Here is a 22752-nt window from a genome sequence, read left to right on the forward strand (position 1 = left end):
TGCGGCGAGCGTCCCGGCATATCGACATTCGAGCGGGAGACCGGGAGTGCTTCATCAAATCATCGACCGCAGGCTGGCCGGCAAGAACAAGAGCATTGCCAATCGCGAACGCTTTCTGCGTCGCGTCAAGAACTACATTCGTCGCGCCGTTTCCGACGCGGTGCGCGATCGTAGCATCAAGGACATCCAGAGCACGCAAAGCATCACGATTCCGCGCAAGGACATCGCGGAACCGACGTTTCGCCACGGGCCGGGCGGGCGTCGCGAGTACGTGCATCCCGGCAACGAAGACTACGTACGCGGCGACAAGATCCCGCGTCCGCAGGGCGGCGCGGGCGGCGGCGGCAGCCAGGCGAGCAACGAGGGCGAAGGGCAGGACGACTTCGTGTTCGAGCTGTCGCGCGACGAATTCATGCAGTATTTCTTCGACGATCTCGAACTGCCGCGGCTCGTGAAGACGCATCTGCTGACGGTGCCGAGCTGGAAGAACGTGCGCGCGGGCTGGTCGGCGGAAGGCACGCCGAACAACATCGACGTCGTGCGCTCGCTGCGCAGCGCGCTCGGCCGGCGCATCGCGCTCGGCTCGCCGCTCGTCAACGAGCTGCGCGAACTCGAAGCGCAGCTCGAAGCGCTGAAGAGCGACCCCGAGGATCGCCGCGCGGAAATCGCGACGCTCGAAGCAGAGATTCATCATCTGAAAGGGCGCATCTGGCGGATTCCGTTCATCGATCCGTTCGACCTGCGCTACATCAATCGCGTGAAGCAGCCGCAGCCGTCGAGCCAGGCCGTGATGTTCTGCCTGATGGACGTGTCGGGTTCGATGGACGAGCAGCGCAAGGATCTCGCGAAGCGCTTCTTCATCCTGTTGTACCTGTTCCTGAAGCGCAATTACGAGCGCATCGAAGTCGTCTTCATCCGTCACCATACGCGCGCGGAGGAAGTCGACGAGGATACGTTCTTCCATTCGACCGAAAGCGGCGGCACGGTCGTGTCGAGCGCGCTCGAGCTGATGCGCAAGGTGATGAACGAGCGCTACTCGCCCACGGAGTGGAACATCTACGGCGCGCAGGCGTCCGACGGCGACAACTGGACTGACGATTCGCCGAAGTGTCGCAAAATCCTGGAAGAGGATATTCTCACGAAGACGCGTTACTTCGCGTACATCCAGGTCGCGCCGGAGGAGCAGAATCTGTGGCTCGAGTACGCGCAGCTGGCGCTGTCGCAGCCGCATCTGGCGATGAAGAAAGTCGAATCGGCTGCCGACATCTACCCGGTCTTTCGCGAATTGTTCGAAAAGCAGGTGGAAATGTCATGACGACCCGCCACCTGCACAACGAGTCGCGCGGCTACGAGCCGCGTCCTGCCGGCGACGACACCGGCCGTGCCGCATCGCAGCAACGCGGCGCTGCCGGCGCCACGCCGGCCGCCGACTTGCCCGGTGCCGGGCAAAAGGAAGCGCGTATGAACGTGGCCGAACGCAAGCCGCTGCCGTGCCCGTCCGACTGGACGTTCGAACTGCTCGAGGAATATGACACGCACATCGCGCAAGTCGCCGAGCAGTACGAACTCGATATCTACCCGATCCAGCTCGAGCTGATCAGCGCCGAGCAGATGATGGACGCGTACGCGTCGGTCGGGATGCCCGTCAACTATCGCCACTGGTCGTTCGGCAAGCACTTCCTCGCGACCGAGAAGAGCTACCGTCGCGGCCAGATGGGGCTCGCGTACGAAATCGTCATCAATTCGAATCCGTGCATCGCGTATCTGATGGAAGAGAACACGATGACGATGCAGGCGCTCGTGATCGCGCACGCGGCGTACGGCCACAACTCGTTCTTCAAGGGCAATTACCTGTTCCGGCTGTGGACCGACGCGCACGCGATCATCGACTATCTCGTCTATGCGAAGAACTACGTCGCCGAATGCGAGGAGCGCTACGGGCTCGATCGCGTCGAGGAACTGCTCGACTCGTGCCATGCGCTGATGAATTACGGCGTCGATCGCTACAAGCGTCCGCAGAAACCGTCGCTCGCGAAGGAAGCCGCGCTGCGGCGCGAACGCGAGGCGTATCTGCAGTCGCAGGTCAACGAGCTCTGGCGCACACTGCCGGGCAAGAAGCCCGAGCTGGCCGAAGAGCAGGAGGAGCGCTATCCGCCCGAGCCGCAGGAAAACCTGCTGTACTTCGCGGAAAAGAACGCGCCGCTGCTCGAGCCGTGGGAGCGCGAGGTGATCCGCATCGTGCGCAAGATCGGCCAGTATTTCTATCCGCAGCGGCAGACGCAGGTCATGAACGAAGGCTGGGCGACGTTCTGGCATTACACGCTGCTCAATACGCTCTACAACCAGGGCAAGCTCGAAGACGGCTTCATGATGGAGTTCCTGCATTCGCATAGCAACGTCGTCTATCAGCCGCCCGTCACGAAGCCTTACTACAGCGGGATCAACCCGTACGCGCTCGGCTTCTCGATGATGAGCGACATCCGGCGCATCTGCGAATCGCCGACGGAAGAGGACTACAAGTGGTTCCCGGAAATCGCCGGCACGCCGTGGCTGCCCGCGATGCACTACGCGATGCGCAACTTCAAGGACGAGAGCTTCATCGCGCAGTACCTGTCGCCGCATCTGATCCGCGAGATGCGGCTGTTCTCGGTGCTCGACGACGACATGCGCGACGCGCTCGAGGTGTCCGCGATCCACGACGATTCCGGCTACCAGTACGTGCGGCAGGCGCTGTCGCGCCAGTACGACATTCACCATCGCGAGCCGAACATCCAGGTCTGGGCCGTGAACACGCGCGGCGACCGCAGCCTGACGCTGCGCCACTTCATGACCGACAACCGCCACCTGTCGAACGACAGCGACGAGGTGCTCAAGCACATGGCGCGGCTGTGGCAGTTCGACGTGTACCTGGAGAGCGTCGACGAGGCCGGCACCGTGCGCAAGCGCTACGAGTGCCGCTATACGCCGCCGGAGGTGCGGCTCTGATCGGCTGCCAGCCTTGTTTGCATCGGACGCCAGCCTTCGGGCTGGCGTTTTCATATGACGCGCGCATGATGCGAGAAAAATTTTCTACATCGGGACGAACCCGGAAAGCCTGTTACTTTACATTTCGCTAAAATCGCGTAGCCCGTGCACCCGGAACCGGTGCCACGGCGACCGCACGCGGCGGCACCCCGGCCGCCCCTCTCTGCAAGCACTATAAGGAACAGACCAACCCATGGACGTCCAGACCGACCAAGCCGCGCTGTCCGCGCACGATACCCGGCGGCGCGTGTTCGCGATCGTCGGCGCCTCGTCGGGCAACCTCGTCGAGTGGTTCGACTTCTACATCTATTCGTTCTGCGCGCTGTACTTTGCGCCCGCGTTCTTCCCGAGCGGCAACACGACGACGCAGCTGCTCAACACGGCCGGCGTGTTCGCGGCCGGCTTCCTGATGCGTCCGATCGGCGGCTGGCTGTTCGGCCGCATCGCCGACCGCCACGGCCGCCGCACCGCGATGATGATCTCCGTGCTGATGATGTGCGGCGGCTCGCTTGTGATCGCCGTGCTGCCGACCTACGCGCAGATCGGCGCGCTCGCGCCGGCGCTGCTGCTCGTCGCGCGCCTGTTCCAGGGGCTGTCGGTCGGCGGCGAATACGGGACGAGCGCGACGTACATGAGCGAGGTCGCGCTGAAGGGGCGGCGCGGTTTCTTCGCGTCGTTCCAGTACGTGACGCTGATCGGCGGCCAGCTGTGCGCGCTGCTCGTGCTCGTGATCCTGCAGCAGACGCTGTCGCACGACGAACTGAAGGCCTGGGGCTGGCGCATTCCGTTCGTCGTCGGTGCGGCGGCCGCGCTGATCTCGCTCTATCTGCGCAAGTCGCTCGACGAAACGTCGACGAGCGAGTCGCGCGACAAGAAGGACGCGGGCACGATCCGCGGCGTCTGGGAGCACAAGGGCGCGTTCTTCACGGTGGTCGGCTTCACGGCCGGCGGCTCGCTGATCTTCTACACGTTCACGACCTACATGCAGAAGTACCTCGTGAACACGGCCGGCATGCATGCGAAGACGGCCAGCAACGTGATGACCGTCGCGCTGCTCGTCTACATGCTGATGCAGCCGCTGTTCGGCGCCCTGTCGGACAAGATCGGCCGACGCATGTCGATGATCCTGTTCGGCTCGCTCGCCGTGATCGGTACCGTGCCGTTGATGCATGCGCTCAAGGGCGTGACGAGCCCGGTCGCCGCGTTCGTGCTGATCACGGTCGCGCTCGCGATCGTCAGCTTCTACACGTCGATCAGCGGCCTGATCAAGGCCGAGATGTTTCCGCCCGAAGTGCGCGCGATGGGCGTCGGCCTGTCGTATGCGGTCGCGAACGCGATCTTCGGCGGCTCGGCGGAATACGTCGCGCTGTGGTTCAAGTCGATCGGCAGCGAGGAGACGTTCTACTGGTACGTGACCGCGCTGTGCGCGATCTCGCTGATCGTGTCGTGGCGGATGCGCGATCCGAGCAAGGAAGGGTATCTGCGTCACGAGCCGTGATCGGCACAGCGCGGCGGGCCTGCGCGCCCGTCGCGACCGGCCGCGATACCGGCAGCGCCCCGCCATTGCGGCGGGGCGTTTTTTTGCGCGCTCGCCGCGTTCGCATGCGCGTACGCAAGCGCTTCGCGGCGCGCGCGATAACGATATCCGAATCGATTCGTTGCCGCCGTCGCGCGATTTCCTTACCCTGATTCCGTAGTTCGTGTGACACCTCCTTGACTGGGATTCACGCCCGCTGCATGCAGCGGGCGTTTTTTTGTCCGCGGCGCGACGTGCGCCGCACTCATCACGAAACCCGAAGAGCAAAGCACCATTTGTTGGTTCGAATTCGCCGCACGCGCTGCTACGTTAGCGGCTTCGCGGCACGACAAGGCCGTGAAATCCGTCGAACCGGCCGCCGCGCAATCCGCGGCGGCCTCACAACAACACAGGTCGTGCTCATGAAAATCCACACGCTCGCCAAGGCGCTCGTCGCGGTCGCACTCATCGCCGCAGGAACCGCCGCGCAGGCCGATCGCCTCGACGACATCAAAAAGGCCGGTGTGCTGCGCGTCGCGACGTTCGACAGCAACCCGCCGTTCGGCTATGTCGACGCGAAGACGAACCGCATCGTCGGCCTCGACGTCGACTACGCGAAGGCGCTCGCCGACAAGCTCGGCGTCAAGCTGCAGCTTCAGCCGACGAACCCCGCGAACCGCATTCCGTTCCTGACCTCCGGCAAGGTCGACCTCGTGCTGGCGAACTTCACGATCACCGAAGAGCGCGCGAAGCAGGTCGATTTCAGCATCCCGTACTTCTCGTCGGGACAGCAGTTTCTCGCGAAGAAGGGCGTGCTGAAGTCGGCGGACCAGCTGAACGGACTGCGCATCGGCGCCGACAAGGGCACGACGAACGAAATCACGCTGCGCGAGAAATTCCCGAAGGCGACGATCGTCGCGTACGACGACACGCCGTTCGCGTTCGCCGCGCTGCGCGCCGGCAACGTGCAGGCGATCACGCAGGACGGCCCGAAGCTGATCGGGCTGCTCGCGAACGTGCCGGACAAGCAGAACTACGAGATCCCGCCGTTTACGATCTCGAACGACTACATGGGCGTTGGCGTGCCGAAGGGCGAAACGCGGCTGCTCGGCTTCGTAAACGACACGCTGAAGGGGCTCGAGGCGAACGGCCGCGCGGCGCAGATTTACGACGCGTGGTTCGGGCCGACGACGAAAACGCCGCTCGCGCGCATCTTCCGCATCGGCGACAAGACCTGAGCCGCACACCCCGCGCACCGCGATCGGCCGCCGGCTGGGCCGGCGCGCACGGATCGCGGCGTTTTCTGCTTCTTTCTTCGTGGCGCGCGCTGCGCGCCCGCACCGTCGCATCATGCTCGGCTTGGCGCCCAAATATCTGTTCTGGCTCTGGCACGGCTTCCTGCTGACGCTCGGTCTCGCGGCCGCGTCGGCGCTCGCTGCAACCGTCGGCGGGCTGCTGCTCGCCGTCGCGCGGCATGCTCGCGCGAGCGGGCTCCGCGCGCTGGCCGCCGGTTATGTCGTCGCGTTTCGCAACACGCCGCTGCTCGTGCAGTTGCTGTTCTGGTATTTCGGCGTCGCGTCGCTGCTGCCCGACACCTGGACGGCGTGGCTGAACGCACGCCACGAACTCGGCATGGGGCCGCTCACGCTCGCATGGCCGTCATTCGAATTCGTCGCGGGCTGGGTCGGGCTGAGCGCCTATACGGCCGCGTTCGTCGCCGAGGAATGCGAAGCCGGGCTGCGCGGCGTGCGCCGCGCACAGCACGACGCGGCCGCGGCGCTCGGGCTTACGCCGCTGCAGTCGCTGCGCTACGTGGTGCTGCCGCAGGCCGTGCGTATCGCGCTGCCGCCGCTGTTCGGCCAATACATGAATCTCGTGAAGAACTCGTCGCTCGCGATGGCGATCGGCGTCGCCGAGCTGTCGTATGCGTCGCGGCAGGTCGAGACGGAGACGTTCAAGACCTTCGCCGCGTTCGGCGTGGCGACCGTGCTGTATGTCGCGGCGGTGGCCGCGATCGAGGCCGGCGCGTACGCGGCTACGCAATGGCGCGACCGGCTCGGGGCAGGGCGTTGACGATGGATTTCTCGCTGCTGTTCTCCAATCTCCCGTACCTGCTGGTCGGCGCGTTCCCGGACGGCCCGCTCGGCGGGGCCGCGTTGTCGCTGGTGCTCGCGATCGCGTCGGCCGTCGCGTCGGCGGCGCTAGGCGTGGGGCTCGGCGTCGCGATGGCGCTCGCGCGCGGGCCGGCACGCGCACTACTGCTCGCGTTCATCGGCTTCTTCCGCGCGATTCCCGTGCTGATGCTGATCTTCTGGACGTATTTCCTGATGCCGATCCTGCTGCATACCGACGTGCCGGGGCTCGCGAGCGTCGTGTGTGCACTCGCGCTCGTCGGCGGCGCGTATCTCGCGCACGCCGTGCATGCGGGGATCGTCGCGGCGGGCGCCGGCCAGTGGCAAGCGGGGCTGTCGCTCGGGCTCACGCGCTGGCAGACCGTGCGCCACGTGCTGTTGCCGCAGGCCGTGCGCATCATGACGCCGTCGTTCGTGAACCAGTGGGTCGCGCTCGTGAAGGACACGTCGCTCGCGTATATCGTCGGCGTGCCGGAGCTGTCGTTCGTCGCGACGCAGGTGAACAACCGGCTGATGGTGTATCCGGCGCCGATCTTCCTGTTCGTCGCCGCGATCTACCTCATCATCTGCACGTCGCTCGACGGCGCCGCGCGCTGGTTGCTGTCGCGCGGCCCGCGCGAACGGGGCCGCGCATGCGACGCCGCGGCGTGCACGCCGCGCGCGCCGCGTATCGCCGCCGATCAGGACGCCGCGTAGTGCGTGTCGAACACGGCGCGCAGCGTCGATTTGTCGATCGCGAAGTCGCCCCACAGCGGGCCGTCGTTCTGCACGAACGCGAACGGCGCGGTGCTGATCGACGCGAGACGGAAACGCCATTCGGCGGCTTCCTGCCGGAACGCGGTCAGTTGCATGTCGGATAGCGCCGTCTGCGCGCTCGCGAGCGTGACGAGCGGATCGACCGGCTCGTTCGCGACGCGCACCTCGAAATGCAGGTGCGGACCCGTCGCCGCGCCGGTCATGCCGACCGAGCCGATGCGCTGACCCTGCTTGACGACTTCGCCGACCTTGAGCCCGCGCGCGAACGCGGACAGGTGCGCGTAGTACGTCGAATAGCCGTCGGCATGATCGACGATCACGTAATGACCGTAGCCGCCCGGATCGGTGCCGACGAACGACACGACGCCGGCGGCAGCGGCCGCGACCGGCGTGCCGGACGGCGCGGCGAGGTCGACGCCCGTATGGAACGCCATCGCCTGCGATAGCGGATGAATGCGCTCGCCGAAGAACGAGCTGATGCGCGTCCACTTCACCGGCATCGTGAACGCGGCCGCTTCGAGCGGCGCGCCGTCGAGCGTGTAGTACGCGCCGTGCTCGGCGCCCGGCGCGCGGAACCAGATCGCGCCGAACGTGCGGCCCGCGACGCGCAGCTCGAGCGCGGTGAGCCGCGGTGCTTCGCCGCGCGTATCGAACGCGACGCGGTAATAGTCGCCGCGCTTCGCGCTCGCGTGCATCGCGACCTTGCCGCTGACGAGATCGCCGAGCTGGATCCGGACTTCGGGCGGTACGTCGATGCGGTTCAGCGTATCGGCGAGCGACAGCTCGATCGTGCCCGCGCGCATGCCGTGCAGCGGCTCGGGCGGCGCGAGCGTAAACAGGTTCGCGTAGCCCAGCATGTCGTTGCGGTGCGCGCTGAGCGGCGCGAACAGGCCGGGCTGCGCGCTGCGCTCGCCGATCGTGCGGGCGAGTTCGCTCGTCACGAAATGTTGTGCGGTGGGGAACGGCGTGTCGGACAGCACGCGCTGCGGCAGCACGACCGTGTCGGCGTCGACGGGGCCGGGCCGTTGCGAGACGGCCGGCAGGGCGGCGGCCAGCCCGAGCGCGGCGAGCGCGCCGAGCACCGCGGCGGGCACCAGCGCGCGCACGAAGCGCTGCGCGCGGCCGGGCGCGGAAGCATCACGAGTTGCGGCAAACTTGAGCAAGGGTCCACATCCAGAAAAGCGGTTCACGGGGGTGTGGGCGGGACCGCCGGCGGCTCATCCGTCGAACGGCGACGGGGCGGGCGGCGGGCGTGCAACAAAACAGGCCCCGCCAGGGGCCTGTGTCGTTTCCGTTCGACCCAACGCGCGGGCAAACCCGCTTCGAACGGCGGCGTGCATGCCGGGTCGAACCCGGTTATCACGAAGACGCTAAAGAAAGCTGACAGTGCGAGTCTACCGATGTTCCGGAAGATGTTAAAAATTTTAAAGAGGGTCGACTCACTCGTTTCGCACTGCGGTAAATCGGGTTAAATCGGCATTTATTGCGATCGTTTCGCTGGCTTCGGCAATTTGTGTGCGGGACGGCGCAGCGCGGCCGATGTCCGCACCGCGTCGAAACCCGCATCGAGCATCGCCTCCGCGTCGTTCCACAAGCTACCGCGCAGCCGGTTCGTCCAGATCATCGACGCGAACACGCCTTCCAGCAGCGAGACGAGATAGACGGCCGCCAGATGCACATCGAGGTCGGCCGCCAGTTCGCCCGCCTCGATCGCGCGGCGCAGCAGCGCCTTCGTGATCCGCAGCGTCTGCAGTTCGAGCAGCATCCGGCGGCGCAGCAGCGCCGCGTTCTCGTCGCTCTGCTCGCACTTCGTGTAGAGGATCACGAGGACGCGCTGCATCGAACCGGGCTCGCCGCACTGGCGCAGATAGTGCGACGCGGCGTGCCGCAGCGTCGCGAACGCCGGCAGCCCGTCGCCGGCCTCGAAGCCCTCGGACGTGCGCGCGAACGCGCGGTCGCACATCGCGAGGCACACCTCCATCTTGTTGCGGTAGTGGCCGTACACGGCGCCGCGCGACATGCCGGCGGCCTCGGCAAGGTCCGCCATCGCGGTTTGCGCGACGCCCTTGTCGAGCAGCACGAGCTCGGCGGCGTCGAGGATCCGGTGCTTGATGGCGAGCGATTCTTCCCGGGTCTTGCGAGCCATGTATCGAGTTTCCTTACATTACGCTGTCGCTTTATTGAGACAGTCTGACGATTGGATGGAGGATCGCTGTATTTAATCAGTCGTGACTGATTATAATCGGCGACCCTGAGCCGCCGCATTGTATCGGCGGCGCACGATCCGAGGTCCCAGATGAATGACAAACGCTCGCTGTCGCGCCGGCTGACGCCGCTCGCGCTGGCCGTCGCCGTGGCCGCGGCCGGCTGCGGAAAGGGCAAACCGGATGCCGAGCCGGCGGCCGTGCAGAAGGCGACCGTCGTGACGGTGCGTCCGGTCGCGGTGCCGATGACCGTCGAGCTGCCGGGCCGGCTCGATGCGTATCGACGCGCGGAAGTGCGCGCGCGCGTCGCCGGCATCGTCACGGCACGCACGTACGACGAAGGCCAGGAAGTGAAGCAGGGCGCCGTGCTGTTTCGCATCGATCCCGCGCCGTTGAAGGCGGCACGCGATGCGGCGCAGGGCGCGCTTGCCAAGGCACAGGCCGCGGCGGCCGCGGCCGCCGACAAGCGGCGGCGCTATGCCGATCTCGTGCGCGATCACGCCGTCAGCGAGCGCGACTACACGGAGGCCGTCGCGGCGGACACGCAAGCCAAGGCGGAAGTCGCGTCGGCGAAGGCCGAACTCGCGCGTGCGCAGCTGCAGCTCGACTACGCGAACGTGACCGCGCCGATTTCCGGCCGGGCGCGGCGCGCGCTCGTGACCGAAGGCGCGCTCGTCGGGCAGGGCGAAGCGACGCCGCTCACCACCGTCGAGCAGCTCGATCCGATCTACGTGAATTTCTCGCAGCCGGCCGCCGACGTCGAGGCGCTGCGGCGCGCCGTGAAAAGCGGGCGCGCGACCGGCATTGCGCAGCAGGACGTCGCGGTGACGCTGCTGCGCGCCGACGGCACGCCGTATCCGCTGAAGGGCAAGCTGCTGTTCAGCGATCTCGCGGTCGATCCGACCACCGATACCGTCGCGATGCGCGCGCTGTTCCCGAATCCCGAGCGCGAACTGTTGCCGGGCGCGTACGTGCGGATCGCGCTCGATGCGGCGGTCGACCACCGCGCGCTGCTCGTGCCGCGCGACGCGCTGCTGCGTACGGCCGAACGCACGTCGGTGCGCGTCGTCGATGCGGCGGGCAGCGTGAAGGACGTCGAAGTCGTCGCGGACCGGATGAGCGGCCGCGACTGGCGCATCACGCGCGGACTGAACGGCGGCGAGCGCGTGATCGTCGACAACGCCGCGCAGTTCGCCCCCGGCACTGTCGTGAAGCCCGTCGACGCACGGCCCGCGCATGCGGCGCCGGGTGCGGCGGCCTCCGGCACGCTCGGCCGTCAAACCTGACCGGTAGCGCTGACCATGGCACGTTTCTTCATCGATCGCCCCGTATTCGCGTGGGTGATCGCACTTTTCATCATGCTGGGCGGCGCCTTCGCGATTCGCGCGCTGCCCGTCGCGCAATATCCGGACATCGCGCCGCCCGTCGTCAGCATCTATGCGACGTATCCGGGTGCGTCCGCGCAGGTCGTCGAGGAATCGGTGACCGCGCTGATCGAGCGCGAGATGAACGGCGCGCCGGGCCTGCTGTATACGTCGGCGACGAGCAGCGCGGGCATGGCGTCGCTGTATCTGACGTTCCGGCAGGGCGTCAACGCCGATCTCGCAGCCGTCGAGGTGCAGAACCGGCTGAAGACCGTCGAGGCGCGGCTGCCGGAGCCCGTGCGGCGCGACGGCATCCAGGTCGAGAAGGCGGCCGACAACATCCAGCTCGTCGTGTCGCTGACCTCGGACGACGGCCGCATGACCGGTGTGCAGCTCGGCGAATACGCGTCGGCGAACGTCGTGCAGGCGCTGCGCCGCGTCGACGGCGTCGGCCGCGTGCAGTTCTGGGGCGCGGAGTACGCGATGCGGATCTGGCCGGACCCGGTGAAGCTCGCCGGTCACGGGCTGACCGCGTCCGACATCGCGGCGGCGGTGCGCGCGCACAACGCGCGCGTGACGGTCGGCGACATCGGCCGCAGCGCCGTGCCCGACAGCGCGCCGATCGCGGCGACCGTGTTCGCCGACGCGCCGCTGAAAACGCCGGCCGATTTCGGCGCGATCGCACTGCGCTCGCAGGCCGACGGCGCCGCGCTGTATTTGCGCGACGTCGCGCGCATCGAGTTCGGCGGCAGCGACTACAACTATCCGTCGTACGTGAACGGCAAGGTCGCGGTCGGCATGGGTATCAAGCTCGCGCCGGGCTCGAATGCGGTCGCCACCGAGAACCGGATCCGCGCGGCGATGGACGAGCTGTCCGCCTATTTCCCGCCGGGCGTGAAGTATCAGATTCCGTACGAGACCTCGTCGTTCGTGCGCGTGTCGATGAACAAGGTCGTCACGACGCTGATCGAGGCGGGCGTGCTGGTGTTCCTCGTGATGTTCCTGTTCATGCAGAACCTGCGCGCGACGCTGATACCGACGCTCGTCGTGCCGGTCGCGCTCGCGGGCACGTTCGGCGCGATGTATGCGGCCGGGTTCTCGATCAACGTGCTGACGATGTTCGGGATGGTGCTCGCGATCGGCATCCTCGTCGACGATGCGATCGTCGTCGTCGAGAACGTCGAGCGCCTGATGGTCGAGGAGCGGCTTGCGCCGTACGACGCGACGGTCAAGGCGATGAAGCAGATCAGCGGCGCGATCGTCGGGATCACGGTCGTCTTGACGTCGGTGTTCGTGCCGATGGCGTTCTTCGGCGGCGCGGTCGGCAACATCTATCGGCAGTTCGCGCTGTCGCTCGCGGTGTCGATCGCGTTTTCCGCGTTCCTCGCGCTGTCGCTGACGCCCGCACTCTGCGCGACGCTGCTCAAGCCCGTCGACGACGGCCATCACGACAAGCGCGGCTTCTTCGGCTGGTTCAACCGCTTCGTCGCGCGCTCGACGCAGCGCTACGCGACGCGCGTCGGCGCGATGCTGAACAAGCCGCTGCGCTGGCTCGTCGTGTACGGCGTGCTGACGGCCGTGGCCGCGCTGATGCTCACGCGTCTGCCGAGTGCGTTCTTGCCCGACGAGGATCAGGGCAACTTCATGGTGATGGTGATCCGTCCGCAGGGCACGCCGCTGGCGGAGACGATGCAGAGCGTGCGCGAAGTCGAATCGTATCTCCGCCGCGAGGAGCCGGCCGCGTATACGTTCGCGCTCGGCGGCTTCAACCTGTACGGCGAAGGGCCGAACGGCGGGATGATCTTCGTCACGCTGAAGAACTGGAACGCGCGCCAGGCCGCGCGCGATCAGGTGCAGGCGATCGTCGCGCGCGTCAACGAGCGTTTCGCAGGCACGCCGAACACGACCGTGTTCGCGATGAATTCGCCGGCGCTGCCCGATCTCGGTTCGACGGGCGGCTTCGACTTCCGGATGCAGAACCGCGGCGGGCTCGACTACGCCGCGTTCAGCGCCGCGCGCGAGCAGCTGCTCGCGGCCGGCGCCAAGGACGCGGCGCTGACCGATCTGATGTTCGCGGGCACGCAGGACGCGCCGCAGCTGAAGCTCGACATCGATCGCGCGAAGGCGTCGGCGCTCGGCGTGTCGATGGACGAGATCAACACGACGCTCGCGGTGATGTTCGGCTCCGACTATATCGGCGACTTCATGCACGGCACGCAGGTGCGCCGCGTGATCGTGCAGGCCGACGGGCAGCACCGGCTCGATCCGGACGACGTGAAGAAGCTGCGCGTGCGCAACGCGCGCGGCGAGATGGTGCCGCTCGCCGCGTTCGCGACGCTGCACTGGACGCTCGGGCCGCCGCAGCTCACGCGCTACAACGGCTATCCGTCGTTTACGATCAACGGCTCGGCCGCGCTCGGCCACAGCAGCGGCGAAGCGATGGCCGCGATCGAGCGGATCGCCGCGACGCTGCCCGCCGGCATCGGCCATGCGTGGTCTGGGCAATCGTTCGAGGAGCGGCTGTCGGGCGCACAGGCGCCGCTGCTGTTCGCGTTGTCGGTGCTCGTCGTGTTCCTCGCGCTCGCCGCGCTCTACGAGAGCTGGTCGATCCCGCTCGCGGTGATGCTCGTCGTGCCGCTCGGCGTGATCGGTGCGGTGCTCGGCGTCACGCTGCGCGCGATGCCGAACGACATCTATTTCAAGGTCGGGCTGATCGCGACGATCGGGCTGTCCGCGAAGAACGCGATCCTGATCGTCGAAGTCGCGAAGGATCTGCTCGCGCAGCGTATGTCGCTCGCGGAGGCGGCGCTCGAGGCCGCACGGCTGCGGCTGCGGCCGATCGTGATGACGTCGCTTGCATTCGGCGTCGGCGTGCTGCCGCTCGCGTTCGCGTCGGGCGCCGCATCGGGCGCGCAGACGGCGATCGGCACCGGCGTGCTCGGCGGCGTGATCGCCGCAACCGTGCTCGCGGTGTTTCTCGTGCCGCTGTTCTTCGTGGTCGTCGGCCGGCTGTTCGGCTTCGGCACGCGCCGACGCGGCAGCGCGCCGGCGGTCAACGTGGAGGGTTCGCGATGAGGCATCGCTCCGATTGGCGCCGCACCGCGCGGCGCGCGCCGTTCGCGCTGGCTGCCGCGCTCGTGCTGGCCGGCTGTTCGCTCGCGCCGCGCTACGAGCGTCCGGCTGCGCCGGTGCCATCCGCGTATACGAACGGCGCCGACGCTACGCACGACGCGCCGTCGGCTTCCGTGCCGGGCGCCGATGCGGCGCTGCTCGACGACTGGCGCAGCTATTTCACCGCGCCGGCGCTGCACGCGTGGATTGACGCGGCGCTCGCGAACAATCGCGATCTGCGGATCGCGGCCGGCCGGCTCGACGAGGCGCGCGCGATGTATGGCGTGCAGCGTGCGGAACGGATGCCGTCGATCGACGCGAGCACCGGTTACGAACGCACGCGGCAATACGATCCGGTCCTGCGCGAGAGCGCGGTGAGCGGGCTGTATCGCGCGGGTGTCGGCATCAGCGCATACGAACTCGATCTGTTCGGGCGCGTGCGCAATCTGTCGGATGCGGCGCTGGCCGAGTACTTCGCGACGGCCGACGCGCAGCGCACGGTCCGCATCGGCGTGATCGCCGAAGTCGCGAATGCCTACGTCGCGGAACGCGCGCTGAACGAACAGCGCGCGCTCGCCGAGCGCACGCTCGACGCGCGCGAACGGATCGCCGCGCTCACGCAACGCCGCTATGCGGCCGGCACGAGCGATGCGATCGAACTGCGTTCGGCCGAGATGCTGGTCGCGGCCGCGCGCGCATCGCACGCGGCGCTGCAGCGCGAGCACGCGCAGGCCGTGCGCGCGCTGCAACTGCTTGCCGGCGATTTCGCGCGCGAGGTGCGCGATGACGATACGGCGCTCGACGCGCTGACGATCGCGCCGGTCGCACCCGGTGCGCCGAGCGATCTGCTCGAGCGGCGTCCCGACATCCGGCAGGCCGAGTCGCGGCTCAAGGCCGCGCACGCGCAGATCGGCGCCGCGCGCGCCGCGTTTTTCCCGCGCATCGCGCTGACGACCGATTACGGCTCGGTCAGCGACGCGTTTTCGAGCCTGTTCGCAGCCGGCACGAGCGTCTGGACCTTCGCGCCGCGCATCACGCTGCCGATTTTTGCCGGCGGCCGCAATCGCGCGAATCTCGACGTCGCGAACGCGCGGCGGCACGTTGCGGTCGCCGAGTACGAAAAGACCGTGCAGGTCGCGTTCCGCGAGGTCGCGGACGCCTTCACGGCACGCGACTGGATCGAGCGCCAGCTGGCCGCGCAGCGCGATGTGCACGCGGCCGACGACGCGCGACTGAAGCTCGCGGAACGTCGTTACGCGGGCGGCGTCGCGACCTATCTCGAACTGCTCGACGCGCAGCGCAGCACCTACGAATCCGGACAGGAGCTGATCCGGCTCAGGCAGCTGCGGCTCGCGAACGCGATCGCGCTGTATCGCGCGCTCGGCGGCGGCTGGACGCCCGGCGCGGCCGCCGACGACGCGTGACGCGCTGACGCGTCGTCGCGTCGACAATCGCGCGCCGTTGCCGCTTCGTGCGACAGCGGCGTTTTTTTCGTCCGCCGGCCGCTCGGCAGGCGAGCGTCCGATTGCATGCTGCAACCGGCGCCGCGTGCGAGCGGCCATCTGCGTCGCTTTTTTCTTCCATTTGATCCGCCATTCGAATCTTATTTCGACGAGACGGATATGGCGGAAATCGCCAATATTCACGAAGAATTGACGTGTCGATTAATTCCGGCATGCGCTGAATAATAAGGTCGACATGCTGTCGTAAAACGTTAAATCGAATCGCGCAATCGTTTGCGTGATTAATTCGCCTTCGAGCCAATATGGCGTTATTTCCTCTCAGTTGAAAATCCGGATCGCGTTTCGTTGCGGTCGGACAACGATGGCGGCGCGTGACAGGATCTTGTCCTTTCGCGGCAGGGCCGCGAGAAACCCAATGCAGACAAGTCGGAGCGGGGCGGCGCCGCTTCGTGTCGCGAATTGTCTTTAATCATCAAACGCTTTCGCTCGCTTTGCGTGTCCGGAATATCGATTCTGGAAAACGGAGAATTGCGACGAAATGACGCAATTCGCATTCGTTGAATCGAACATTGTCAGGTTTGATTTAACAATGCTTTACAGAGTTCTTTCAGACTTATCTCGATAATGCCGCCTCGTGACGGACGGGAGCCGACCATACGCTACCGAATGCGTCCGCCACGTCGTTATTTCCATTTGCAATTCATACGGAAACGCCATGAAAAAAACCCTCCTGACCGCCGCCGCACTCGCCGTTCTGTCCACGTCCGCTTTCGCTGCGGGCGCAAACAGCGGCACCGGCACGATCAACTTCACCGGCGAGATCGTCGCCGGTGCATGCGGCATCGATTCGGGTTCGGACAACCAGACCGTGAACCTCGGCAAGGTGCCGACCAACGTGTTCAAGCAGGCCGGCGACAAGTCGACCGCGACCAACTTCGACATCAAGCTGACCGACTGCGACACGAGCGTCGCGCAGAACGCGTTCTTCACGTTCACGGGCACGTCGAGCGCCGGCCAGCCGAAGCTGTTCGCGACGATCGGCTCCGCGCAGAACGTCGGCATCCGCCTGCAGAGCGCGTCGGGCGAATACCTCGACAACGGCGTCGAGCAGAAGGCGCCGACCGTGCTGCAGAACGGCACCAACATCGCTCGCTTCGCGGCGATGTACGAAGCGGTCGCGGCCGACGTGAAGCCCGGCACGGCCGACGGCGTCGCGAACTTCACGGTCCGCTACCAGTAAGCGCCGGTTCGGGAGGACGCGATGTGCGCATCGCTCCTCCCGCATTGCGCCATTTCCCTTCGTCCCACGACTTTCCCGTAGCGCCGCGTGCGAATCAGACATTCCCTCCTTTGCGTCTCCGTGCTGGTCGTCGGCAGCCAGAGCCATGCGACGGAATTCAATTCGTCGTTTCTCAGCATCGACGGGGCGACCGACGTCGACCTGTCGCAGTTCTCGCAGGCCGACTTCACGCTGCCCGGCGAGTACATGCTCGAGGTGCAGGTCAACGACCTGTTCTACGGGCTGCAGCCGATCGAGTTCGTCGCGCTCGACGCGTCGGGCGCGGGCAAGCCCTGCCTGCGCGCGGAGCTGGTCGCGCAGTTCGGCCTGAAGCCGTCGCTCGCGAAAGAGCTGCCGCGTTTCCACGGCGGGCGCTGCGTCGATCTCGCGGCGATCGAGGGCGTGACCGTGCGCTACCTGAAGGGCGACGGCCGGCTCAGGATCACGATTCCGCAGGCTGCGCTCGAGTTCACCGACGGCACGTATCTGCCGCCGGAACGCTGGTCGGACGGGATCGCGGGCGCGATGCTCGACTATCGCGTGATCGTGAACACGAATCGCAGCTTCGGTTCGGGCGGCCGGCAGACGAATGCGGTCCAGGCGTACGGGACGATCGGCGCGAACTGGGGCGCGTGGCGCGTGCGCGGCGACTACCAGGCGCAGTCGAACGTCGGCAATACCGTCTACGCGGACCGCACGTTCCGTTTCAGCCGCCTTTATGCGTTCCGCGCGCTGCCGTCGATCCAGTCGACCGTCACGTTCGGCGACGACTATCTGAGCTCCGACATCTTCGACACGTTCGCGCTGACCGGTGCGTCGATCCGCAGCGACGACCGGATGCTGCCGCCGTCGCTGCGCGGCTATGCGCCGCTGATTTCCGGCGTTGCGCGCACCAACGCGACCGTGACCGTGTCGCAGCAGGGGCGTGTGCTGTACGTGACGCGCGTGTCGCCCGGTGCGTTCGCGCTGCAGAACATCGACACGAGCGTGCAGGGCACGCTCGACGTGGCGGTCGAGGAAGAGGACGGCAGCGTGCAGCGCTTCCAGGTGACGACCGCGGCCGTGCCGTTCCTCGCGCGCACGGGGCAGTTCCGCTATAAGGCCGCGGTCGGCAAGCCGCGGCGCTTCGGCGGCGCGGGCATCACGCCGTTCTTCGGCTTCGGCGAGGCGGCGTACGGGCTGCCGTTCGACGTCACCGTGTACGGCGGCTTCATCGCCGCGTCCGGCTATACGTCGATCGCGCTCGGCGTCGGCCGCGACTTCGGCACGTTCGGTGCGGTGTCGGCCGACGTCACGCATGCACGCGCCCGGCTCTGGTGGAACGGCGCGACGCGTCACGGCAACGCGTACCGCATCAACTATTCGAAGCATTTCGACGGGCTCGACGCGGACGTGCGCTTCTTCGGCTATCGCTTTTCCGAACGCGACTACACGAACTTCGCGCAGTTCTCGGGCGACCCGACCGCATACGGTCTCGCGAACAGCAAGCAACGCTACTCGGCGACGATGTCGAAGCGCTTCGGCGATACGTCGGCCTATTTCTCGTACGACCAGACGACGTACTGGGAACGCGCGTCCGAGCAGCGCGTCGGTGTGACGCTGACGCGCGCCTTCTCGGTCGGCGCGCTGCGCAACCTGAACGTCAGCGTGTCGGCGTTTCGCACGCAGAGCGCGGGCGCGAGCGGCAACCAGGTTTCGGTGACCGCGACGCTGCCGATCGGCGGCCGCCATACCGTCACGTCGAACCTGACGACCGGCAACGGCAGCACGAGCATCAACGCCGGCTACCTGTACGACGATCCGGCCGGCCGCACGTACCAGATCAGCGCCGGCACGACCGACGGCCGCGCGTCGGCGAACGCGAGCTTCCGCCAGCGCACGTCCGCGTATCAGCTGACCGCGCAGGCGTCGACGGTCGCGAACGGTTATGCGGCCGCATCGCTCGAGGTCGACGGCTCGCTCGTCGCGACGCAGTACGGCATCGCCGCGCATGCGAACGGCAATGCGGGCGACACGCGGCTTCTGGTGTCGACCGACGGCGTGCGCGACGTGCCGCTGTCCGGCACGCTGACGCACACCGATTCGCGCGGCTACGCGGTGCTCGACGGCATCTCGCCGTACAACGTGTACGACGCGGCGGTCAACGTCGAGAAGCTGCCGCTCGAAGTGCAGGTGTCGAATCCGATCCAGCGCATGGTGCTGACCGACGGCGCGATCGGCTTCGTGCAGTTTTCGGCCGCGCGCGGCAGCAACCTCTATCTGACGCTGACCGATGCGGCCGGCAAGCCGCTGCCGTTCGGCGCGTCGGTGCAGGATGCGGCGAACGGCAAGGAGCTCGGCATCGTCGGCGAGGGTGGCGCCGCGTATCTGACGCAGGTGCAGCCGAAGTCGTCGCTGGTCGTGCGCGCAGGCGAACGCACGGTCTGCACGGTCGACACGCTGCCGAACTGCCTGCAACTCGAAGGCACGCCGATTCCGGTCGCGTGCGACACGACGGTCGCGCCGCACGCCGCGGCCGCCCAACCTGAAACGATTCACTGACGGATGTTGCGATGAAGCACTTTCATTCCCTTCCCGGCGTGCGCCGCACGTCGTCGCTGCTCGTTGCGGCCGGCGCGCTCGTCGCCTGCGCCGCGCACGCGTCGATCGTGCCCGACCGCACGCGCGTGATCTTCAACGAAGGCGAGCAGGCCGCGGTCGTCACGGTGACGAACAAGAGCGCGACCTATCCGTATCTCGTCCAGTCGTGGCTCGAGGACGCGAACGGCAAGCGCATCACGTCGCCGCTGATGGTCGTGCCGCCGCTGCAGCGCGTCGAAGCGAACGAGCGCAACGTGCTGCGCATCGCGAAGCTGCCCGGTGCCGAATTGCCGGCCGATCGCGAATCGGTGTTCTATCTGAACATCCGCGAAGTGCCGCCGAAGACCGACACGCCGAACACGCTGCAGATCGCGCTGCATACGCAGATGAAGCTGTTCTACCGGCCGAAGGGCGTGCAGCCCGCGCGCGACGAGGACTGGACGCTGCCGATGACGCTGCGCGTCGACACCGCCGCGCATCGGCTCGTGTTCGACAACCCGACGCCGTACCACGTGACGATCGTCGCGCTCGCCGCGGGCGCGCAGAAGACGCCGGTGCCGATGGATCCGCTGATGGTGAACCCGATGAGCACGGCCGAGCTGCGGTTCGACGGCGCGGCGCCGTCGACGCTGTTCGTCACGCACGTCGACGACTACGGCGGCCAGGTCGCGGTCGAGTATGCGTGCGACGCGGGCGCCTGCAAGAGCGTGAAGCGATGAGCGGCGCACGACGACCGCGTGCTGCCGGCCGGCTGCGCGCGTGGTTCGGCTGGAGCGTCTGCGTGCTGCTGTTCGCGCTCGCGCAACCCGCGTGGGCCGTACGCTGCGTCGCGAACGGCGGCGGCACGGTGCTGACCGAATCGATCGGCAACGTCGCGTCGTATCCGACCGATGCGCCGGACGGCTACGTGATTTGGGTGTCGCCGCCGCGCACGACGACCGGCTACTGCTACAAGGATCTCGGCGGCAGCATGAAGACGTTCGGCGAATGGATCTACTTCTACGCGAATCCGGAGCAGCAGAATCCGGCCGCGTGGGGGCTCGAGATCGGCATCCGCTATCTCGGCCAGGACTATTTCGGCCGCAGCAGCCAGCCGGGCGACGGCGTGCAGACGAGCACCTACGTGCAGCCGTGCCGGCTCAGCGACGCCGACGTGCGCGCCGGACGATGCGAAAAGTTTCCGCTGAGCATTACGTACCAGGTCGTCGTGCGCAAGCGCGGCAGCTGGATGCAACCGCCGTCGGACGTCTACGCGGTCTTCCAGTTCGACGGGAAGGGCGGGCTGAACTACATCAATCCGAGTTTCCGCTACAAGCTGAGCGGGCTGCAGAAGTTGAAGCCGACGCCGTGCATGGTGGACGTCAAGGTCACGCCCGAGCCGGGCGTCGTGAAGTTCGGGCAGATCCAGGCGACGGCCACCGGCTTTTCGCCTGCCGTGCCGCGCAAGACGTTCAGCGTCGCGCTGACCAAGCAGTGCAGCGTGCCGGTGCGCGTGGACGGCTACTTCGAGACGGCGCAGACGGTGCGCAACGGCTTGCTCGTGCCGGCCGCCGACAGCAATTTCGGGATCGGCATCGAGGATCGCAACGGCACCGCGATTCCGTTCAACCAGCAGTTCGTGCTCGCGCAGATGCCGGGCAGCGTCAACTATCAGAGCGTGACGCTCGATGCGGCGCTGAAGTCGTTCGGGGCGCCGAAGATCGGGCCGTTTACCGGCACCGCGACGATCCGGCTGTTCATCTACTGAGGAGCGTCGCGCGCGAGCACGCGACGCGATGCGACGACGCGCCGCTCGCGCGTCGCGTCGCGGTGTTTAGCGCACCCAGCGGCACACCTTGTGATGGTGATGCTCGAAATGGCAGACGCGGTGCGGATGCGCTTGCGCGAGCGTCGGCGCGAGCACGGCGGCAGCGACGGCGGCGGCGGTGAGGGTCTTCAGTAGCGTTTTCATGTTGATGTCCTGTCGTTGAAGTTGGCGATTGCGGAAAGCGGCGCGGCGTTACCACTGCGGGCGCGGTTCGTCGCGACGGTCATCGCGGCGGTCGTCGCGGCGTTCGTCGTGCCAGCCCGGATGCTGCGCCTCCCAGTCACGGCGTTCCCAGTAACGATGTCCGTCCCAGTAACGATCGCCGTGCCAGCCGATCGTGACCTGCGCCGGTGCGGGGTAGGCCACGCAGCCGGTCAGCATCACGCTCGATAACGCGCCGATCATCACGGCGGATAACACGATGGTTTTCATGTCGTTCTCCCTTGGAAACCGCAGCCCGATCGTACGAGCCCCGAAAATTTCACGTGGTAATAAGTTGCTACCGCAAATAACGGTCGAAGGCATTTCGTCAGATGGCAGAAAGGCGTCGTCCGCACGTGGTCCGCGACGCGATGCACGCCGAAGCCGCGCGCGCAGGACGCGGCACGCGCGAAGGCCCGTCGCCTTGTCGGGCGGCGCGCCGTAAGCTTCGCCGCGCGCGTCGGCGGCACGCGCAGGCGGGAGCGCCGTTTGATCAGACTATTCCCCACATCCGGCAGGGGTGTTGGTAATCGGATTGAGAATGATTTGCGTTTACGTTACATTCCGCTATCTCGGAATACGACGGAGCAGATCGATGGCAATGGCGGACGTGCTCGAACGACCGGTCGCGAGACCGGCGAATCGGTTTCCCGGAAGCGGCACCGTGCGCGCGCGACGCGGCGCCGAACCGCGTGCGCAGGGCGCGCTGCTCGACGTGCTGATCGCGCATCGCGCCATGCTGGTCAACGTCGCGCGCGGCTTTCTCGGCTGCGCGAGCCGCGCGGAGGACGTCGTGCACGACGTGTTCGTGAAGCTCGTCGACTTTCCGAACCAGGATGCCGTGCGCCAGCCGGTCGCGTACGTGACGCGGATGGTGCGCAATGCATCGATCGACGCGTGCCGTCGCCAGAATCTCGAAAACATCCATCACGCGGACGAAGACGACGGCTTCGACGTGCCGTCGCCGGAGCCGACGCCCGAGGCCGCGCTGATCACGCGCGACACGCTGCGCCGCGTATCGGCCGCGCTCGACGATCTGCCCGCGCGCAGCCGCGCGGCATTCGAAATGGTGCGGCTGCGCGAGGAAACCTTGCAGACCGCGGCGCGCGCGCTGAACGTGTCGCAGACGCTCGTGCACTTTATGGTGCGCGACGCCGAGCGCCACTGTGCGGCCTGCCTCGACGCCTGCCAGCGCGGCGTCGCGTGCCCGGTATTTCTCGGCGGCCGCACGCGGCGCCGGTAAAAAATTGCGCGGCCCGTTCGTCTTCGATACAGAAGCGGCCGCATCGCCGCTTCGCACCTTCAACCGTCTCAA

The 22752-nt window shown here is 67.0% G+C and carries 18 protein-coding genes; 14 read left to right on the top strand and 4 right to left on the bottom strand.

Annotated features, from left to right (window positions below; translation table 11 throughout):
• Positions 1 to 46: 46 nt before the first annotated feature.
• From NP80_RS20890 to NP80_RS20915, 6 genes are all read left to right on the top strand, one after another.
• Positions 47 to 1315, top strand: a complete 1269-nt coding sequence (locus NP80_RS20890; RefSeq protein WP_006400132.1) for a YeaH/YhbH family protein — start codon at positions 47 to 49, stop codon at positions 1313 to 1315.
• A complete protein-coding gene (locus tag NP80_RS20895; RefSeq protein WP_006400130.1) occupies positions 1312 to 2985 on the top strand; it encodes a SpoVR family protein in 1674 nt (557 codons plus the stop codon). The genes NP80_RS20890 and NP80_RS20895 overlap by 4 nt, the downstream gene beginning before the upstream one ends.
• 232 nt (positions 2986 to 3217) lie before the next feature.
• A complete protein-coding gene (locus NP80_RS20900; protein ID WP_006400128.1) occupies positions 3218 to 4522 on the top strand; it encodes an MFS family transporter in 1305 nt (434 codons plus the stop codon).
• Positions 4523 to 4962: 440 nt separating this feature from the next.
• Positions 4963 to 5778 carry an ABC transporter substrate-binding protein gene (locus NP80_RS20905; protein ID WP_035488234.1) on the top strand — a complete coding sequence of 272 codons (816 nt, stop codon included), beginning with the start codon at positions 4963 to 4965 and terminating at the stop codon, positions 5776 to 5778.
• Between the two features lie 112 nt (positions 5779 to 5890).
• Positions 5891 to 6613: an amino acid ABC transporter permease gene (locus NP80_RS20910; protein WP_006400124.1), complete on the top strand. Its 723-nt coding sequence runs from the start codon at positions 5891 to 5893 to the stop codon at positions 6611 to 6613.
• A 2-nt stretch (positions 6614 to 6615) separates the two neighbouring features.
• Entirely contained in the window at positions 6616 to 7368 is a 753-nt protein-coding gene (locus NP80_RS20915) for an amino acid ABC transporter permease (RefSeq protein WP_006404857.1), read from the top strand.
• Here NP80_RS20915 and NP80_RS20920 read toward each other — a convergent pair.
• On the bottom strand, positions 7353 to 8591 hold the full coding sequence (locus NP80_RS20920; protein WP_006404856.1) for a M23 family metallopeptidase: 1239 nt from the start codon (positions 8589 to 8591) through the stop codon (positions 7353 to 7355). The genes NP80_RS20915 and NP80_RS20920 overlap by 16 nt on opposite strands.
• A gap of 317 nt (positions 8592 to 8908) precedes the next feature.
• Positions 8909 to 9574 carry a TetR family transcriptional regulator gene (locus NP80_RS20925; protein ID WP_006400121.1) on the bottom strand — a complete coding sequence of 222 codons (666 nt, stop codon included), beginning with the start codon at positions 9572 to 9574 and terminating at the stop codon, positions 8909 to 8911.
• A 150-nt stretch (positions 9575 to 9724) separates the two neighbouring features.
• Here NP80_RS20925 and NP80_RS20930 point away from each other — a divergent pair, with 150 nt between their 5' ends.
• The 7 genes from NP80_RS20930 (at position 9725) to NP80_RS20960 (ending at position 21176) form a co-directional block, all read left to right on the top strand.
• Entirely contained in the window at positions 9725 to 10918 is a 1194-nt protein-coding gene (locus tag NP80_RS20930; RefSeq protein WP_006410709.1) for a MexX/AxyX family multidrug efflux RND transporter periplasmic adaptor subunit, read from the top strand.
• Between the two features lie 15 nt (positions 10919 to 10933).
• A complete protein-coding gene (locus NP80_RS20935; RefSeq protein ID WP_006410704.1) occupies positions 10934 to 14071 on the top strand; it encodes a multidrug efflux RND transporter permease subunit in 3138 nt (1045 codons plus the stop codon).
• Entirely contained in the window at positions 14068 to 15531 is a 1464-nt protein-coding gene (locus NP80_RS20940; RefSeq protein WP_006410698.1) for an efflux transporter outer membrane subunit, read from the top strand. Before NP80_RS20935 ends, NP80_RS20940 begins: the two co-directional genes overlap by 4 nt.
• 754 nt (positions 15532 to 16285) lie before the next feature.
• Positions 16286 to 16810 (top strand): fimbrial protein, encoded by a 525-nt coding sequence (locus NP80_RS20945; RefSeq protein WP_006400116.1) that lies wholly within the window; start codon positions 16286 to 16288, stop codon positions 16808 to 16810.
• 87 nt (positions 16811 to 16897) lie between these two features.
• A complete protein-coding gene (locus NP80_RS20950) occupies positions 16898 to 19390 on the top strand; it encodes a fimbria/pilus outer membrane usher protein (RefSeq protein ID WP_458294375.1) in 2493 nt (830 codons plus the stop codon).
• An 11-nt stretch (positions 19391 to 19401) separates the two neighbouring features.
• Positions 19402 to 20148: a fimbrial biogenesis chaperone gene (locus NP80_RS20955; RefSeq protein WP_006410708.1), complete on the top strand. Its 747-nt coding sequence runs from the start codon at positions 19402 to 19404 to the stop codon at positions 20146 to 20148.
• On the top strand, positions 20145 to 21176 hold the full coding sequence (locus NP80_RS20960; protein ID WP_006410700.1) for a fimbrial protein: 1032 nt from the start codon (positions 20145 to 20147) through the stop codon (positions 21174 to 21176). Before NP80_RS20955 ends, NP80_RS20960 begins: the two co-directional genes overlap by 4 nt.
• A gap of 66 nt (positions 21177 to 21242) precedes the next feature.
• Here NP80_RS20960 and NP80_RS31475 read toward each other — a convergent pair whose 3' ends face one another.
• Together NP80_RS31475 and NP80_RS20965 are read right to left on the bottom strand one after the other, a co-directional pair.
• Positions 21243 to 21380, bottom strand: a complete 138-nt coding sequence (locus NP80_RS31475) for an HHHH-motif protein (protein WP_006404847.1) — start codon at positions 21378 to 21380, stop codon at positions 21243 to 21245.
• Positions 21381 to 21428: 48 nt separating this feature from the next.
• A complete protein-coding gene (locus tag NP80_RS20965; protein WP_006404846.1) occupies positions 21429 to 21668 on the bottom strand; it encodes a hypothetical protein in 240 nt (79 codons plus the stop codon).
• Positions 21669 to 22032: 364 nt separating this feature from the next.
• Between NP80_RS20965 and NP80_RS20970 the strand changes: the two genes are divergently transcribed.
• Positions 22033 to 22680 carry an RNA polymerase factor sigma-70 gene (locus NP80_RS20970; protein WP_006410703.1) on the top strand — a complete coding sequence of 216 codons (648 nt, stop codon included), beginning with the start codon at positions 22033 to 22035 and terminating at the stop codon, positions 22678 to 22680.
• Positions 22681 to 22752 lie beyond the last annotated feature (72 nt).

This window comes from Burkholderia multivorans ATCC BAA-247 (assembly GCF_000959525.1).
Taxonomy (GTDB): domain Bacteria; phylum Pseudomonadota; class Gammaproteobacteria; order Burkholderiales; family Burkholderiaceae; genus Burkholderia; species Burkholderia multivorans.